Genomic DNA, 16,104 nt, shown 5'->3' on the forward strand with positions numbered 1-16,104 from the left:
GTCAGCCCCAACCAAAGGTGCGATGCCGACGCATGAAGAGGTTACGCACACCGAACCGGGGCGTCAGGTGACGTGCGCGCACTGGTGTGCAGCCGCCGTCGACGGCTTCTTCCCGGCTTTCGTAGATGCGGGCGACCTGCCCAAGATGGGCCTGGAGGCGGGTGTCTTCCAGTGCCACGGAGCTGCCGAAGAGGCGCAAATCTCCGCCACGGGCGCGCAGGAGGTGCAGTACCTCCAAAAGCCCGACGACGCCGGAAGCGCCAACCGAAGTCACTGCGGTCACGTCCAACAGGACCAGGATGGGCCCGTCGGTTGCGGCGTTGGCGGAGTCGTGCCGGATGGCGAGGACCGTTGCTGCGTCCAAGGCGCCATCGAGGATCAGGTCGAATGATTTCAGTGATGTTGGCGTGGCGTTTGAGACATGGGAAAGCGTAGACATGATGGTCGCTCCTTGCTGGGGGATGGAACGGCGTTTATTTGTGGGTTTGTCTGGTCAGCGCCTGGTGGCAGGCGGGGCGAGCGAATCTGTGCCAAGGAGGCTGGCGAGTTCGTCGGGCACGGGCATCGGATCTACTTCTTCCTCTCCCGGTCCGCGGTACCGGGCGGCCCCGATGACGACGCTGAGCAGGGCAAGGTCCAGGGCAACCCAGGCGAGGGTGATGAGCGTGGGATAAAGCGGCGCCGCACCAGTAGCTGCACGGGCTATGCCCACCCCGGAGGAAATAATGAGGATGGCCATCGCCACCAGTTGGAGCCGGACGTGGCGGAAGCCGTGGCCCGCCGCCTGCTTGCTCTTGGCCGTGACAGAGAACGTCAGATGCTTGCCCAGGAAGACAGCCGCAGCACCCGAGCAGGTGGCAGCAATCCAGGTGGGAAACAGGGCAAAGGACCACTGCTGGCCGCGCCACAAACCGCGTGATCCTTTGCCGGCAACCTGGAACAAGAGCTGGCATGAGACAAAGAACGGCAGGAACAGGCAGAAGAACACCACAGGACTTGCCGTCAGGGGATAGGTGCCGGCGAGCAGGAACACCACCGGCGCGGCGATGTAGCTCAGTGCCGCGAAGCCGTTGAGATAGCTGGTCATGGTGCCCAGGTACATAAGGCGCTGTGCAAGGGTCAGCCCGCGCAGGAACAGCGGGTTGTCGTTGAAAAACACTTGCATGGTTCCGGCTGCCCAACGATGCCGCTGCGAGAGCATGGTGGACACGTCCTCCGGGGCCAGCCCGTGGACAAGGACCTCGTGGTGGTACACGCTGCCCCAACCCATGGCATGAAGGTGCATCGCCGTGGCCATGTCCTCCGTAATGGTGGTGGTATCCATCGGATGGATGGCCAATGCCTGGTCTGTGTGGGCGACGTCCACAGATTCGAGGACAGCGTCAAGCTCCGGCACGACATCCTCCATGGCATCCGGAACAGCCAACGCCGCCGTATGGAAGGAGACCCTGAGCTCGAAGGTGATCTCGGCGAGGACTTCACCGCGGCGAAGCTGCTGTTCGGCACGGCTGATCGCCTCCAACGCCTGCTCAACCACCGGCATCGCAGTGGGATGCCGGCGGCCCAGCTCACCCAGGAGATCCTGCAAACGCGAACGGCCCCGGCGCAATGCACTCCAGGTGTGTTCAGTGGCGGTTCGGGTGTAGCGCGTCAGGCCCAGGGCCATGAGGGCCTCCCTGCGCAGGACAGCATTTGAGCCGCAGAAGAACGCGGCATCCCACCCATCCTTGCCCTGCTGGATGGGTCCATAGAACAGCTCGGCCTGACTGCCCAGGGGATCACGGTCCGGTACATTCCAGAAATGTTGCGGGGTCTGTACGAAGGCCACTTCCTCGGCATCAAAGTAGCCCAGGACGCGGTCAAGGAACCGGGGCTCCGGAACCTGGTCGGCATCAAGGATGGCCACGAATTCACCCGTGGTCATGGACAGGGCGTTATTGACGTTGCCGGCCTTGGCGAAGCGCTGCCGGCCGTCCCACTCGGGACCTCTGGTGATATAGCCCACGCCGATCTGCCGGGCTGCGCTCGCAAAGGCGCTGCGGTTCCCGTCATCCAGGATCCAGGTTTCGTGGGGGTACTCCATGTCCCGGGCCGCGATGGCGGTCTTGAGGACGAGCTCGAGGGGTTCGTTGTAGGTGGCTATGAACACGTCCACGGTCCTGCCCGGCAGGGCAGGCGGGGGCGGTGGCCGCCGTCGTGCGTTCCACATGGCGACCGCGTACAGAGTGGACTCGCCCAGGCTGTACGTCTCAGCGGCGACAAGCGGCAGGGAGATCCACCACGCATCCCACGCAACGGTCCCTGACCAACGCCAACTGATGTAAATCAATCCAAAAGACACCACCAGGACCGCAAGGATCCTGACCAAAATTTGCTGGCGAATGCCCATATTTAGCCTCCGGTAACTGCTGGGGAAAAGGCAAAGGCGCGGCAGGTGTCCGGACGCCTTCACGGCGAAATGTGGGAGGACACGGCTGACGCGCCTGGAGCATGCATCGTCGATGCTCAGCGGAAGGAATTCAGTTGCGAACGGAAGTTCCTTATCCCACTTTCTCCCGCCTGCGTTTCGTCGCCGTTACGGGATTGCTAAGTACTTTCGCGTTGATTATTTCCTTCCAGTGACGTTTCGCGTGTCACGCCCACAGGCTCTTGCGCTCCGTATGAAAGGGCCGTCAGAGTTGCGTTCATGAAGCGACGACTCACGCCCTTGGTGCTGGTCTTCGTCGGATTTACCCTCGTGGCGACCCTCATCGCTCCTGAGCCTCCGGCGCTGGCGGCAGCCGGAATGCCCGCTGCCGGTGCATTGGTGTGGAGCGATGAGTTCAATGGGCCCGCGGGGACGGCCCCGGACAACAGCAAATGGGTTCATGACACGGGAGGTTCGGGCTGGGGCAACGGAGAGCTGCAGTCCTACACCGGCAGTACGCGCAACGCCGCTTTGGATGGCAAGGGAAACTTGGCCATCACGGTGCGCCGGGAAAATCCCGAGGGCTACTCCTGCCATTACGGACCGTGCCAATACACGTCCGCACGCCTCACGACTGCAGGGAAGTTCAGCCGGACCCAAGGCCGTTTCGAAGCCCGTCTCAAGCTGCCCAAGGGACAAGGAATGTGGCCCGCGTTCTGGATGCTGGGCGACAACGTCTTCACCGATGGCTGGCCCACCAGCGGCGAGATTGACGTCATGGAAAACGTCGGCAAAGAACCCGGAACGGTCTGGGGGAGCATCCATGGCCCCGGCTATTCCGGCGCCAACGCGGCCAATGGCAGCTACACACTTCCCAACAAAAAGGCCCTGGGCGACGCGTTCCACACCTTCACCGTGGACTGGGGCCCAGACTCCATCACGTGGTACATCGACGGCATTGCCTACTCACGAAAGAGCGCGGCCGCGGTTTCCGGGGTGTGGGCCTTTGACCATGATTTCTTCCTACTGCTGAATCTCGCCGTTGGCGGCTACTGGCCAGGCGCTCCGGATGCAGGGACGGTGTTTCCGCAATCCCTGCTGGTGGATTATGTCCGCGTTTACGAACTGGCGGCCGTGCCGTCGTCACCGGCCGCGCCGGCCTCTGTCCGAATCCAGGGTTATGCCGGCAAATGCATCGACGTTGCCGGGCGGCAGGCCGTCGACGGTTCCCAACTGCAATTATGGGATTGCGACGCCTCCGCCTCGGAACAATGGACTTTCGCCAGCAATGGAACCATTCGATCGTTGGGCAAATGCATGGATGTGGCCTGGGGCTCCACTGACAATGGAGCCCGCATCCAGCTGGTTACATGCAACGGAAACGCAGCGCAACAATTCCAGCTGACCCACGCCGGAGATTTGGTTAATCCGCAGTCCAACAAATGCGTGGATGTGGCGGATTGGGGGTCCGCGAATGGTTCGCGTCTGCAATTATGGGATTGCGCCGGTTCCGCCAACCAGAAATGGTGGCGGATGGCGTAGAAAAGCGTCCGACGGCGGCGCGCAGCAAGTGCGGGTCCGGCGACTATTGCTGGGGCGGCTGGGGAGCTTCCTGGAGTAGTCGACGGGACCTTGCGCCGGGCGCGCGTCGCCGTCGCGGCGGTTACCGTTGTGCCCGGCCGGACGAAGATCCAGTACCCGGCCGGGCCGCGGTTTCAACTGGCTGTCGCAGCTGCGGGGATCATTGCAGCCACGAGGACCGGCTCAGCTCGGGGCCGGCTGGCAGCGCGGGCAGAAGTAGATATCGCGTTCTTCCGTGCCGTCGGGTCCCGCGAGCAGGCCGCGCCGGATCGTGGCTCCGCAGCGCCTGCAAGGTTGACGCTCCCGGCCGTAAACCCAGTAACCGGGGCGCAGGGCACGTGGACCCAGCGTGGTCCGGCGTCCCGGGCCGAGGTTTTCGCCCAAGAGGCGTTTGGCATCCCGGACGATCTTGGTCAGATCAGGAACTTGGCCCACTGGCAGGGCAGGATGAACGCCGGACAAGAAGCATGAGTCGCAGCGGTAGATGTTGCCGATCCCGGCAAGTTTCCGCTGATCGAGCAGGGCGAACCCAACAGTAACGTCCGGCTCTGCCTTCAGCCTGCGCAGTGCCTCCTCCTCGTCCCAGTCCGGTCCAAGGAGGTCCGGTCCGAGGTGTCCAACGATCTTGTCTTCATCCGCTGTGGGCACTACTTCCAGGATGCCCAAGGAGAACCCCACAGCATCAGCAGTCGACGTGCGAAGGACACAGCGGGCCGTGTGCCCGGGCTTGGTCCAGCGGCCTCCCGGCGGATAGATCATCCAGTTGCCCTCCATCTTGAGGTGCGAGTGGATGGTCAGTGCGCGGGGTTTCCGGCTGGCTCCGGGCCCGGTGTCCTCCGGACCGGTCAAGCGCATGAGCAGGTGCTTGCCCCTGGGAACCACTCCGGCCATGGTCCAGCCCGCGAGATCCAGTGTGGCGAAGCGGGGCACGCGGAAGTCGGAAGCTGTGATGACCTGGCCTGCCAAGGCCTCGTGCAGTCTGTGGGCAGCCCGCCAGATTGAATCGCCTTCAGGCACGGATCCGTAGTCCCTTCGGGGTTGAGTAAGCACCCGCGGCCGCCAGCGCAGCAGCAACGGGAGTGTCCAGGAGGTCGTGGCCGTTGACCTTCTCCATGAAAAGCTTGTCCACGGCACCGCGACGCACCACATCAACCAAGGCCTGGGCAGCTACTGCCAGCACGCCCTCGTCCTGGTTGAAGGTGAGCAGCGTCTTGCCGCCGCGTTCGACGTAAAGGGCCAGGGCGCCGTCGACCATAACCACCAACGCCCCCGCCTTCCGCCCGGGACGATGCCCCGAACCGGCGTCGACAGCCAGTGCGGGCCAGGGGAGCGCGGCACCGTAGGGGTTGGCTGGATCTGTTGCCGCGAGTGCCAGGGCGACGGGTTCCGCCTTTGCTATGCGCGCATCCTCCGTGAAAGACCTGAGCCGGTCCACAGTTGCCGGAACGGCGAACTGTGCCGCTCCAAGGTGTTCGATGAAGTAACCGCGGCGGCACCTGCCTGCTTCCTCCAGCCGGGCCAGGACCTTGTACATCAAGCCGAAGCCACCAAGGATGTTCTCCGCCATCACGGATCCACGGGTCACTACGCCGTATCTGTCGAGCAACAGTTCGGCGGTGCCCCGGGCGTGGATGGTGGGGTCCAGCTCCGGCGCGGGCAAGGCAGACCAACGGCCGACGGCGGACGGCGGCGCGGGCGCGATGCCACCCGATACCGAACCGTAGCGTCCGCCGGTGAGGCCCGGTGACCCAAGCAACCCGGTCCCGTGTGAGCGGCCGAGCCTGCTCATCCGCGGAGCCCTTGCCCGTGGAGCCTTGGCGACCTGCCGGTGGGCCGTCTTGCCGCCGGAGATCATGGCACGGACGGGAGCAAAGGTGTCTCCGGTGACCCGCCCCGCCCACACCAGATCCCACAGCGCGGTGACGACGGCATCGTCACTGAGCACCGCATCCATGCCCCCTGCCACCTCGGTGAGCTGCCGGAAGAAGTACCCACCCCCGGCGCTGAAGTGCTCAAGGAGCCGCTGCTGGGCATCCCCGGGTTCGAACTCGGGGTCCGGGTTGAGGGTCAGCTCGGCGGAGTCGGCCACGTGGAGGCTGATCCAGCCATCGTTGCCGGGCAAGGATCCGGCCCCGGACCATAGGAGCTCGCCGGCGGCCATGAGTTCGTCGAGCATGGCGGGCTTGTAGTCGGCCACCCGGCTTGCCAACACCAACGGCTCCCACGCCGACGCCGGAATTGGTACCCCCGAGAGTTGGTCCACTGCCGTGATGATGCCGTCGAGCCCGCGCAGCGCCTGGCTTCTGGACTTCCCCGGGGCGGTCACGTTCTGCCATGCCGGGAGGAACCGGCCATAGGCTGCGGTGTCAACCGGCTCCACCTCGGCCCGCAGCGCGGCAAGGGAGCGACGCCGCAGCTTCCTCAGCACTTCGGCATCGCACCACTCGCTGGACGGCGGAGCGTCAAGGCTCATGAGCTCTGCAGTTGGGTCTTCAGCGGGCTGCTCTGCGACAGCGTGGGGCCGGAACTCGCCTTCCACCACGCGGCCATCCCCGGCCAGGCGCTTCAGGGCGGTATTGACGACGGCGACGCCCAGTCCCAGCCGCGCCGCAGCCTCCGCTGCCGTGAACGGCCCGTGGGTACGGGCGTAGCGGGAAACGAGGTCGCCCAGGGGATCGTTCACCGGTTCGATGAACGCCAGGGGAACGCCCATAGGGAGCGGAACACCGATGGCGTCGCGGAGTCGGGCGGCGTCTTCCACTGCCGCATAGCGTTCGACGCCGCCAATGGTCACCTTAAGCGCGCGGTTGGCTTTGTGCAGGGCAACGAGGTGGGCAGTAGCTTCAGCGGCAGTGCCGTGTGGCGCGACAGACGGCGTTTCCTCTGCGTAATCCGGTGAGTCGGGGTCGACCGGCTGATCCAACGCGGCCAGCGGGGCGGCTGCTTCCGCTTGCTCTGTCCCCTGGAGCCGTTCCGCTACTTCCTCAACACTGAGCGGGCCCAGCAGGCGAAGGAGATCAGCGACGCCTTCCATCCCACGGACACGGCGGTCCGGGGCGAGCCGTTGCAGTTCCATTGCGGTGGAGTCGATGACTGCAGCGTCCAGGAGTTCCCGGAGTTCCACGCGGCCCAGGAGTTCGTTGAGCAAGGTGGAGTCCAGGGCCAAGGCAGCCGCCCGGCGTTCGGCCAGCGGGGAGTCGCCCTCGTATAGGAACTGGGCCACGTAGCCGAACAGGAGTGACTTTGCGAAGGGGGAGGGCTGCTGGGTGGTGGTTTCCACGATCCGCAGTTCCCGGCGTTCCACCGATGAGGCAATGTCTTTCAAAGCCGGAAGATCGTACACATCCTGCAAGCATTCACGCACAGCTTCAAGCACGATGGGAAACGAAGGGTACTTCTTGGCGACGTCCAGCAACTGTGCTGAGCGCTGGCGTTGCTGCCACAAGGGCTGCCGTTTCGCTGGATTCTGGCGGGGGAGGAGGAGGGCCCTGGCAGCGCATTCACGGAACCTCGAAGCGAACATCGCGCTGCCGCCAACCTCGGCTGTGACGATCTGCTCGAGTTCTTCGGGGTCAAAGAGGAACAGCTCGGCCCCCGGTGGCTCGTCCTCCATCATGGGCACGCGCAAAACGATCCCGTCGTCAGCTGCCATGGCGGAACCGTCCAGGCCATAGCGCTGTTGCAGGCGTTGTCCGACGGCGAGTGCCCACGGTGCGTGGACAGGCATGCCGAAGGGGCTGTGGAGCACCACCCGCCAGTCGCCGAGTTCATCGTGGAAACGCTCGACTACCAGGGTCCGGTCGCTCGGGACGATCTCCGTGGCTTCTTTTTGTTCCCTGAGGTATTGCAGGAGGTTGCTGGCTGCGAAGGCGTCCAGGCCGCTGGCTTGGCAGCGTTCCATGGCGGGTGCCTCATCTGCCGCTGACAGTTCCCGGATGAACGCACCCAGGGCCTTACCGAGGTCGACGGGACGGCCCAGGGAATCCCCCTTCCAGAAGGGGAGCTTGCCGGGCTGGCCGAAAGCGGGGGAGACCAGCACGCGATCGTGGGTGATGTCCTCGATCTTCCAGCTGGTGGCGCCAAGGGCGAACACATCGCCTACCCGGGATTCGTACACCATTTCTTCGTCAAGCTCGCCAACGCGGCGGCCGCCCTTCGCCGCGCGGGCGGATGCCGTGGGTTCGCTGCCGTCCCCGCTGGCTGGAGAGGACGAGCCCTCGACTTCCGTGCCGATGATGTACACGCCGAAAAGGCCGCGGTCCGGGATGGTACCGCCGGAGGTCACAGCAAGGCGTTGGGCACCGGGCCGTCCCTCGATGGTTCCGGCGTGCCTGTCCCAGATGATCCGTGGACGCAGTTCAGCGAACTCGTCGGAGGGGTAGCGTCCGGCCAACAGGTCCAACGTGGCCTCAAACGCGGAGCGCGGAAGGCTCGCGAAGGGAGCGGAGCGACGCACGGTGGCGAACCATTCTTCGACGTCGATGCTGCCCAGAGCCGTGGCGGCCACCGTTTGCTGGGCCAAAATGTCCAAGGGGTTGGCCGGAATGCTCAACCGCTCGATCTGGCCGCTGAGCATGCGTTCCACGGTGACGCTGGTGTGCAGGAGGTCTGCGCGGTGCTTGGGGAACAGCACGCCTTCGGAGATCTCGCCGACTTGGTGTCCGGCACGTCCCACGCGCTGCAGGCCGCTGGCTACCGAGGGTGGTGATTCCACCTGGATCACAAGGTCGACGGCGCCCATGTCGATGCCGAGTTCCAGGGATGAGGTGGCTACGACGCAACGCAAGCGGCCGGACTTGAGGTCGTCCTCGATCATGGCCCGCTGGTCTTTGGAGACGGAGCCGTGGTGGGCGCGGGCAAGAACCGGATCTGCCCCGGTGGTGCTGCCGGCCTGCGCCATCATGTGTGCCGGGGTTGCCGTGGAAGCCGGAACAGCCGGGTTCTCTTCAGAGGCCCCCCATTCGCTTCCGCCTACAGCCATCAGCTGTCGTTCGGCGTAAATTTCGTTGAGCCGGGCCGTCAGGCGCTCGGAGAGCCGGCGGGAGTTGGCGAAGACAATCGTGGATTGCTTGGAAAGGACCAGATCCACGATCTGTTCCTCTACGTGTGGCCAGATGGACGCCTGCGGCTGGAGTCCGGACGCCGGGCCGGAATCGAAACCGCCGGCCGCACCCTGCAGGTCCGACATGTCCTCCACAGGCACAGTGACCGTGAGGTTCCAGTTCTTTTTGGACGGGGGCGCGACGATCTCCACGGGAGCTTGGCCGGCCAGGAACTGTGCCACCAACTCCCGGGGCTGGACCGTGGCTGAAAGTCCGATCCGTTGGGCAGGCTTCGGCAGCAAAGCGTCCAGGCGTTCCAGTGAAACCGCCAGGTGGGCACCACGTTTGGTGCCCGCGACCGCGTGCACCTCGTCGATGATGATGGTGTCCACCTCGCTGAGCGTTTCCCGGGCACGGGAGGTCAGCATCAGGAAGAGTGATTCCGGAGTGGTGATGAGGATGTCCGGAGGGTTGGTCAGCAGCGTTCGGCGATCAGCCGCCGTCGTATCTCCCGAGCGGACACCGACCGTCACCAGAGGTGCCGGAAGGCCCAAACGCTTTGCCGTTTGCGTGATGCCGATCAGCGGCGAACGAAGGTTCCGTTCGACGTCGACACCCAACGCCTTGAGAGGCGAGATATACAGGACGCGGGTTTTGGTTTTGGGGCGCTTGGCCCGCCCTTTGCCGTTGGCAGGCACGGACTCAAGGCCAGGGAGCGTGTCAGCTGGGGTGGAGTGCAGCCTGTCCAGGGCCCATAGGAAGGCCGCGAGCGTTTTGCCGGAGCCTGTTGGCGCCACGACCAACGCGTGCGAACCCGAGGAGATCGCGTTCCAGGCACCATCCTGGGCGGGTGTGGGCTCGGAAAAAGCGCCGAGGAACCATTCCCTGGTTGCCTGGCTGAAACGGCTGATGGCGCCATCGGGCGCCTGCGGCTCCTGCATTCATCCATCATGCCCCACGGCTCCGACAGAATAAGCCGGAACCGTGGGGGCGGGATCAAACAGCCTGGAAAGCGGTGACGGTCAGCAGCTTGATGCCGGCGTTGCTGCAGGCGTCGTGCGGCTCGGCGACGAACAGAGATGCCGTGTCGTTGGGCGGGTAGATGCGGAAGCCAGCCGCGGGGACCTTGGTGCAATCACCGTAGTTGCCGGCCTGCGTGTAGCGGATTTCAGCCCAGGCGGCCTTGCCCGGAGCCAACTCAATCTTGGTGACGGGGGTTGTGGACTCGCGCGTTGCGGGTTCGCCGATTGGCTCACCGTTCGCGTCAGCCGTCAGGGAAACTCCCGCGAAACCCTCGATAACGCAGGGGGCCGTCCCCGAGTTCGTCAGGATCAACTTTTCGTAGACACTTCCGGCAGCGCCGCCGCCGGTGGAATCGGTGGCCGCGGTCAGCGAGCCGGCCTTGCATTGTCCCACTGCTGCCGGTGGCTCAGTGGTGGCTGTGGGCGTGGAAGTCTGCGAGGGCGTCGTGGTGGCCGACGCAGACGGGGAAGCCGACGTCGCGGGCGCTGAAGGAGTGGAAGATGTTGGCGGGGCACTGCTCGAGTCCGCAGGGCTGGGGCTTGGCCCACAAGCTGCCAGGAGCAGCAGCGAGGCGGCCGCCGTCGTCGTCACAAGACCGGTTTTGATGCGCTGAGTCCACATGGGCACCAGCCTTGCCCCGGCGGTGGCCCTAGTCAATTCAGCCACGGGTTACAGCGCGGATTGGCGCCCGGATCGTGATCTTCCGGGCGCCACCTGCGCTGTTACTTCGTCTCTGCCTTCACGGCAGCAGGCTTCGCCGAGCGGCTGCGGAAGAACGCCGCACCGCCCAGGCCGAGGCCCGCGATACCGGCGATCAGGCCGGCCCAGCTACGGGCCTGCGAGCCGTCGTCGGTTACTGCTGCTGCCTGCTCCGTGGACTCGGTGGATGCCGCGTGGTGGTCACCCGCTGCTGCTGCCGGGGTGATGGCGATGGCCGGAGCCGGCGACTTCAGGTCGTCCTCGCTCTGGCCGTCCTTGGGGATTTCGATCCAATCCGTCTTGCCCGTTTCGCAGGTCTGGTACGTGGGGAAGTAGATGGTCTTGCCAGCAGAGTCCGGCAGCTTCACCGAAAGGACCAGTGCATCGCGCATGTGCGGATCCAGCGGGGCCTTGGCCGTGTACACGATCTGGCTGGTCCGCTTGGTGATGGACGTGCCATCCTCCAGCTTCTTGGGCTCGGCGAGGTTTTCGGTCACCTTTTCCACGGTCCAGTTCGGGTTCACAGTGGGGGTTGCATCCGTCAGTTCTTCGGGCAGGCTGATGGCCACTTTGGTGGTGCCGGACGTGCCGCAGCCGTGGGGAACACTGAAGGTCAACAGGGCGTAGGAGTTTGCCGCCGTCTTGTTCGGATCGACCGAGACGTGGGCCGAGGCACCGGCGATTCCGGCCATCATCAGGGCTGCGGTTCCGCCGGCGACGGCGGTAGCTGAGAGGGTACGGCGGAGCGTGGACTTCTTCATGGGATTGCCTTTCGGGTGCGCCTTCTGAGGCGGCGCGGGGTACGGGTTTGAAGCCCGTCACCGTGCAAAGGCTTTTGCAGCGTTGGTGCCGGGCGGAACTAGGTAAGAACGACGACGGCGGGCGGGCCGCGGCGGCTGTCTTGCCTAAGGTTCCGCCAGGGGCGGGGGATAAAGACGTCAGGTGCGCCAAGTGCGACAGGCGAGGCACCGGCGTCGGGCCTGAAGAGCAACGTGGGCAGGGCGACCAGCGGGCGCAGCCAGGCGGCAAGCTGCCACAGGGCGTCCTCACCCTTGGCCAGAAGGATCGAAGATCCAAGCGTGGCCGCGATGTGGGCAAGCAGCATCAGGACGCCCACGGTGGTGCCAACCTCGTGGGTGTGTTCAGTGACTGTGTGCAGGGCCGGATTCAGTGGCTCGTTGCCGAGGTGGTGCGCTGCTCCGGGTGTGCCGGCGGCTACGGGTCCGAGCGCGGTGAAGGCCTCGTGGAGTGCAAGCTGCCCTGCGCCCAGGAGTGCTGCCATGGTGACAAGGTTCAGCTTGAACCGGGTTGCCAACGTGGTGGCCAACGCCGTGAGGGCCAGCAGTGCCAACAGGACCGGGGCCATGGGCAGCAAACCGCCGCCGACCACGTGGGCGCCGGCCGCCAAGGCCACGATGACCAACGCTATGGCGCCGGACCGCAACGCGTGGAAGGGTGCCCGGGGCTGTGAAGTGCGCACGGTTCCTCCCTTTTCTTGTCGCGTTGGCTTGTTGAGGCGTCTTGATTCTATCGGGAGTTCGGTGCCGGTCCAGTCCCGGATGGGTTGGTTACGGCTTCCTGCGCAGTAGCGGCCCGGGACCCTGCCACGGCACTGGCTGCAATGGTGATGAGCGCGCCAAGGATCATGGCCGCGCCTTCGCCGGGCTGCAGCAGGTGCAGTTGGGATCCGATGGTGGTCGCCGCCACGGGGACTCCCAGCTGCGATGCCGAGAGGACGGCCAAGGGGAAGGGCTGACCCAGGACGCGCATTGCAGAGTGGACCACCAGTGTGCCGACGCCCAGGCTCAGGCCCAGCAGGATCATCCGTGGATCGGCGGCGAGGTCGTTCAGGTTCAGGGACGCCCCGAGCCAAACGAAGAAGACGGGGCCCAGGAAACCGTCGCTGACGGCGAAAAGCTGGTGGGCAAGCCGCCTCGGTTCGCCTACTGCCGCCACGGCCAGGCCGAAGGAGAATCCTGCCAGCATCACGGAGACGTGGCCGAGGACGGCCAGTCCCGCCAAGGCAAACAACAACGCCAGTTGGATCCGGAGCTCGAGGGCAAACTTCCGGTCTTCGGAAACATCATGCAAACGGTCCCGTGTGCCCCTGCGCTCCAAGGCGCGAAGGACGAAGAACAGGATCAGTGCGCATGCCGCGACCGCGACCGCACCCAGGGCTGCACGTCCCGCGTTGGGCGGATCGACGGCCAGAGGCAGGGCAACGATGCACGCGATATCAGCGATGGCCACCTGCGCAATCATTGTCAGAACCTTGGGACCGCCGAGCCTCAGGGAGTCCACGATCGGCAGCACCAAGGCCGCGGAAGACGACGCCAGCAGCACAATGTACAACGGTGCATGGCCAGTCCCGAAAATGGCAGCGATACCTATGCCTGTTGCCACCGCCAACGCAGCTGCTGCTCCAGCTCTCGCCGCACCACCACCCAGGGCCGCCCGGATCGCCTTGTCACGGACGGGGACGTGGGTCCCGGCGACGAACATGATCAAGGCAAAGCCGACATCAGCCAGCAACGTGAAGGTTGGATCCCCTGGATCCACCAGTTTCAGTCCTGTGCGTCCGATGAGGATTCCCGCCAGCAGTTGGCCAAGGACTACCGGCAGATGCCATTTCCGGGGCAACGCCAATAGTGGCCCCAGGAGGGCCACTGCGGAAATCAGGGAGAGCTGAAGGAATGTCACCTGTTTTGCTCGGGCGGGAGGTCCGCCAATTTGAGCGGGATGTCAGTGTTCTCGTCCGTGTAGTAGCTGGCACAGACGCGGTGGTACCCATCGACAATCTGGGCCGGGATGCCACGGGACAGGTCCCCGCGCACCATGAGCACAGGTGAAAGCCTTTTGCCGCTGCGGATCTTGCGCCGGTCCGATGCCACGTGGGCGTTGTCCTCCGGCAGCAGGGTCAGCCGGGAAGCGCGGAGAATATCTTTGGCTTTCCTATGCACGATCCTCTCGTTCCGCAGGGCATCCACCAGTTGGTTCACCACATGGTCAGACCCGAGGAAGGACAGGTAGTCCGCCGCGGCCGGGTAGTCCTGTTCCTCGGGTTCGGGCAGCCAGAGGACGCTGTTCCTGGAGGCCTCGGGCATCGTCAACGTCCTTCCTGCGTTTGTTTGCGCCGCGAGGTGAAGGTGGGACCCGGTGGGGCCGGAACGCTGCCCCGATCTGTGGTGGACCTACGACGCCGGAGCTCAAGTTTCAGGCTTTCCTCACCTCGGGCCATGGCCCAGTGGTGGTTCGCCGAGAACGCAGGTTTGAGGAGCCAACTCAGCCTGCGAAGGAGGGGTTTGGCTGTGCTGACCCGCCAGTCGTAGGTGATGACTGTTTCAGGGCCATCCGTTGCGAGGGTCCAGCGCCCCATGCCGTTCAGGTCGCCAACGGCTGTGAGTGCGAAGCCATCCAGGGTCACCGGTTCCGTGACAGTGAGCCGCCAACGCAAGGTGTAGGGGAGCCAGCCTTTGGTGTGGAGGTCGAAGGAAGCGCCCACTCCATCGGGGCCGCCCGGGGTTATTCTCGTAACGTTCAGGTAGACCGACGGCCACCACTGTTTCAGCGTCACGGCATCTCCAAGGACGTCCACTACTTCCTCACGCGTCCCCGCCACGCGCCAGACAGTGACGAATTCGTAGTCGGTACTTTTGCCTGTCTTGCTGGTCGACCCGGCCATTGTTGCCTCCACCGTCCGTGCGGCTCCGAGGGTGTCATTGCGGCATCCGTGAATAATGTACCGCGCTGCTGCGGGTGTCACTACGAGGTTGAAAACCGGAAGTATGTTGCCGATTTCGTCCAGGGAGGGGCTGCGAGGTGAGCAACGACAGCGTTTCGGAAATATGTTGCGTAATCTCTTCATATCGGGCACCGTAGGAGGCGGTGCTAGCCAAATCAGCAACATATTTCAGAAACGGTCAGCTAATGGATGACGTCAAGGCTATTGGTGTGAACATCAGGAATGCCCGGAAGGTCGCCGGTATCACGCAGGGCACTCTCGCGGATCTGATTGGCACGTCCGCTCGTACTGTCCACGCCATTGAAACGGGGACGGGTAACCCATCGCTGCAGACGGTTGTCGCGGCGGCCAATGCTGTGGGCCTGCGACTGGGGACCATTGATGGCTGAGGATCTGGCCCGGCTGAAGTTCGTCCGAAAGGCGGATGTCTACAAATCGGGGGTACTGGCCGGCCACTTGGAACGCACGCAGCGCGGCAGTGTGGTCTTCGGCTACGTCCCGGAGTACGCAGCCAGTCCCGTCGCAAGTACGCTGCCTTTCGCGCCTGATCCGGTCGAATCCCCGAACGGTGCGCTGCCGGCCTTTTTCGCCGGTCTCTTGCCCGAAGGCCACCGCCTGACCGTCCTCAAGGATGCCGTCAAGACGAGCCTGGCGGACGAGCTCAGCCTTCTGTTGGCCGTCGGCGCCGATGTTCCCGGCGACGTCCAGATCGTCCCAGCGGGACAGCCGCCGCTGGAGCCCGAATCCCTGGCCGACGCGTCCAGGCCTGAAGACCTCGACTTTGCCTCCTTGGCCGAGGCCGTGGACCTGCACGGACTGCCAGGTGTCCAGAGCAAGGCCAGCGCCTCGATGCTCACCACCCCGCTCGCGCTGGCAGGCCGCCGGTACCTGCTCAAGCTGGACCCGCCACTGCACCGGCAGCTTGTGGTCAATGAGGCGGCGCACCTGGCTGGGGCCAAGGCCCTGAAGATCCCCGTCGCGGCCCACAACGTGGTCCGCGACCGGTTGGGTCTGCACGGACTGCTCGTGGAGCGGTTTGACCGAATCCAGAACGACGGCGGTGACGTCCGGCGGTTGCCTCTGGAGGACGCTGCGCAGGTCATGAATCTTCCGCCGGCATCCAAGTACGCTGTCAGCTCCGAGGATGTCGTTATGGCCTTGGCGGGATTGTGCAAGGCCAGGCCGGTGGCCGTGCGGAACCTCTATCTGCAGTTCGTGTTCGCCTGGCTTACCGGCAACGGCGACCTGCACGCGAAGAACGTTTCAGTTCTGGGTCGTCCGAAGGGTGGGCGGGCGGTGGCGCCGATCTATGACATCCCGTGCACGCTCCTCTACGGAGATGACACCATGGCTCTCCCTGTCAGTGGAAGGGCCAAGGGGCTGAGGGCGAGACACTGGCGCGAGTTTGCCGCCGCCATCGGCTTGCCTCAGCGGGCGGCGGCCGCAGCCAACGCCACAGCCCTCGCGACAGCATCGGCCATCAAGCTCGAGGAGCTGCCTTTCACCGGCTCGCCCCTGAACGGAACCCTGCGCGAGCTTCGGTTCCGCCGCGCCGAGCTGACGCCTTGACCTTGTTCACGGCCCGCCAATCGTGTCGCGTGTGAATTGGC

Annotated in this window: 13 protein-coding genes; 3 read left to right on the forward strand and 10 right to left on the reverse strand. The window is 64.8% G+C overall.

What is annotated here, in order from left to right; genetic code table 11:
• Position 1: 1 nt before the first annotated feature.
• Positions 2-439 carry an STAS domain-containing protein gene (locus N5P29_RS03430; RefSeq protein WP_262277269.1) on the reverse strand — a complete coding sequence of 146 codons (438 nt, stop codon included), beginning with the start codon at positions 437-439 and terminating at the stop codon, positions 2-4.
• Positions 440-493: 54 nt separating this feature from the next.
• Positions 494-2,389, reverse strand: coding sequence for a glycosyltransferase family 2 protein (locus N5P29_RS03435; protein WP_262277270.1), 1,896 nt, complete (start codon positions 2,387-2,389; stop codon positions 494-496).
• Between the two features lie 297 nt (positions 2,390-2,686).
• Here N5P29_RS03435 and N5P29_RS03440 point away from each other — a divergent pair, with 297 nt between their 5' ends.
• A complete protein-coding gene (locus tag N5P29_RS03440; RefSeq protein WP_262277271.1) occupies positions 2,687-3,949 on the forward strand; it encodes a ricin-type beta-trefoil lectin domain protein in 1,263 nt (420 codons plus the stop codon).
• A gap of 222 nt (positions 3,950-4,171) precedes the next feature.
• Here the strand turns inward: N5P29_RS03440 and N5P29_RS03445 are convergent, their stop codons facing one another.
• The 8 genes from N5P29_RS03445 to N5P29_RS03480 form a co-directional block, all read right to left on the reverse strand.
• Complete coding sequence (locus N5P29_RS03445; protein WP_262277272.1) at positions 4,172-5,005, reverse strand: DNA-formamidopyrimidine glycosylase family protein; 834 nt, start codon at positions 5,003-5,005, stop codon at positions 4,172-4,174.
• A complete protein-coding gene (locus N5P29_RS03450) occupies positions 4,998-9,971 on the reverse strand; it encodes an Lhr family helicase (RefSeq protein ID WP_262277273.1) in 4,974 nt (1,657 codons plus the stop codon). Before N5P29_RS03450 ends, N5P29_RS03445 begins: the two co-directional genes overlap by 8 nt.
• Positions 9,972-10,026: 55 nt before the next feature.
• Positions 10,027-10,674: a DUF4232 domain-containing protein gene (locus tag N5P29_RS03455; protein ID WP_262277274.1), complete on the reverse strand. Its 648-nt coding sequence runs from the start codon at positions 10,672-10,674 to the stop codon at positions 10,027-10,029.
• 101 nt (positions 10,675-10,775) lie between these two features.
• Complete coding sequence (locus N5P29_RS03460) at positions 10,776-11,513, reverse strand: YcnI family copper-binding membrane protein (protein ID WP_262277275.1); 738 nt, start codon at positions 11,511-11,513, stop codon at positions 10,776-10,778.
• A gap of 98 nt (positions 11,514-11,611) precedes the next feature.
• On the reverse strand, positions 11,612-12,232 hold the full coding sequence (locus tag N5P29_RS03465; RefSeq protein ID WP_262277276.1) for a hypothetical protein: 621 nt from the start codon (positions 12,230-12,232) through the stop codon (positions 11,612-11,614).
• A gap of 47 nt (positions 12,233-12,279) precedes the next feature.
• Positions 12,280-13,452, reverse strand: a complete 1,173-nt coding sequence (locus N5P29_RS03470; protein WP_262277277.1) for a cation:proton antiporter — start codon at positions 13,450-13,452, stop codon at positions 12,280-12,282.
• Positions 13,449-13,856, reverse strand: coding sequence for a hypothetical protein (locus N5P29_RS03475; protein ID WP_262277278.1), 408 nt, complete (start codon positions 13,854-13,856; stop codon positions 13,449-13,451). Before N5P29_RS03475 ends, N5P29_RS03470 begins: the two co-directional genes overlap by 4 nt.
• Before the next feature lie 2 nt (positions 13,857-13,858).
• Positions 13,859-14,434, reverse strand: a complete 576-nt coding sequence (locus tag N5P29_RS03480; protein WP_262277279.1) for an SRPBCC family protein — start codon at positions 14,432-14,434, stop codon at positions 13,859-13,861.
• A 245-nt stretch (positions 14,435-14,679) separates the two neighbouring features.
• Between N5P29_RS03480 and N5P29_RS03485 the strand changes: the two genes are divergently transcribed.
• Both N5P29_RS03485 and N5P29_RS03490 read left to right on the forward strand, forming a co-directional pair.
• Positions 14,680-14,883 carry a helix-turn-helix transcriptional regulator gene (locus N5P29_RS03485; protein WP_064722601.1) on the forward strand — a complete coding sequence of 68 codons (204 nt, stop codon included), beginning with the start codon at positions 14,680-14,682 and terminating at the stop codon, positions 14,881-14,883.
• On the forward strand, positions 14,876-16,063 hold the full coding sequence (locus N5P29_RS03490) for a type II toxin-antitoxin system HipA family toxin (protein ID WP_262277280.1): 1,188 nt from the start codon (positions 14,876-14,878) through the stop codon (positions 16,061-16,063). The genes N5P29_RS03485 and N5P29_RS03490 overlap by 8 nt, the downstream gene beginning before the upstream one ends.
• Positions 16,064-16,104 lie beyond the last annotated feature (41 nt).

Source organism: Paenarthrobacter sp. JL.01a (genome assembly GCF_025452095.1).
Taxonomy (GTDB): domain Bacteria; phylum Actinomycetota; class Actinomycetes; order Actinomycetales; family Micrococcaceae; genus Arthrobacter.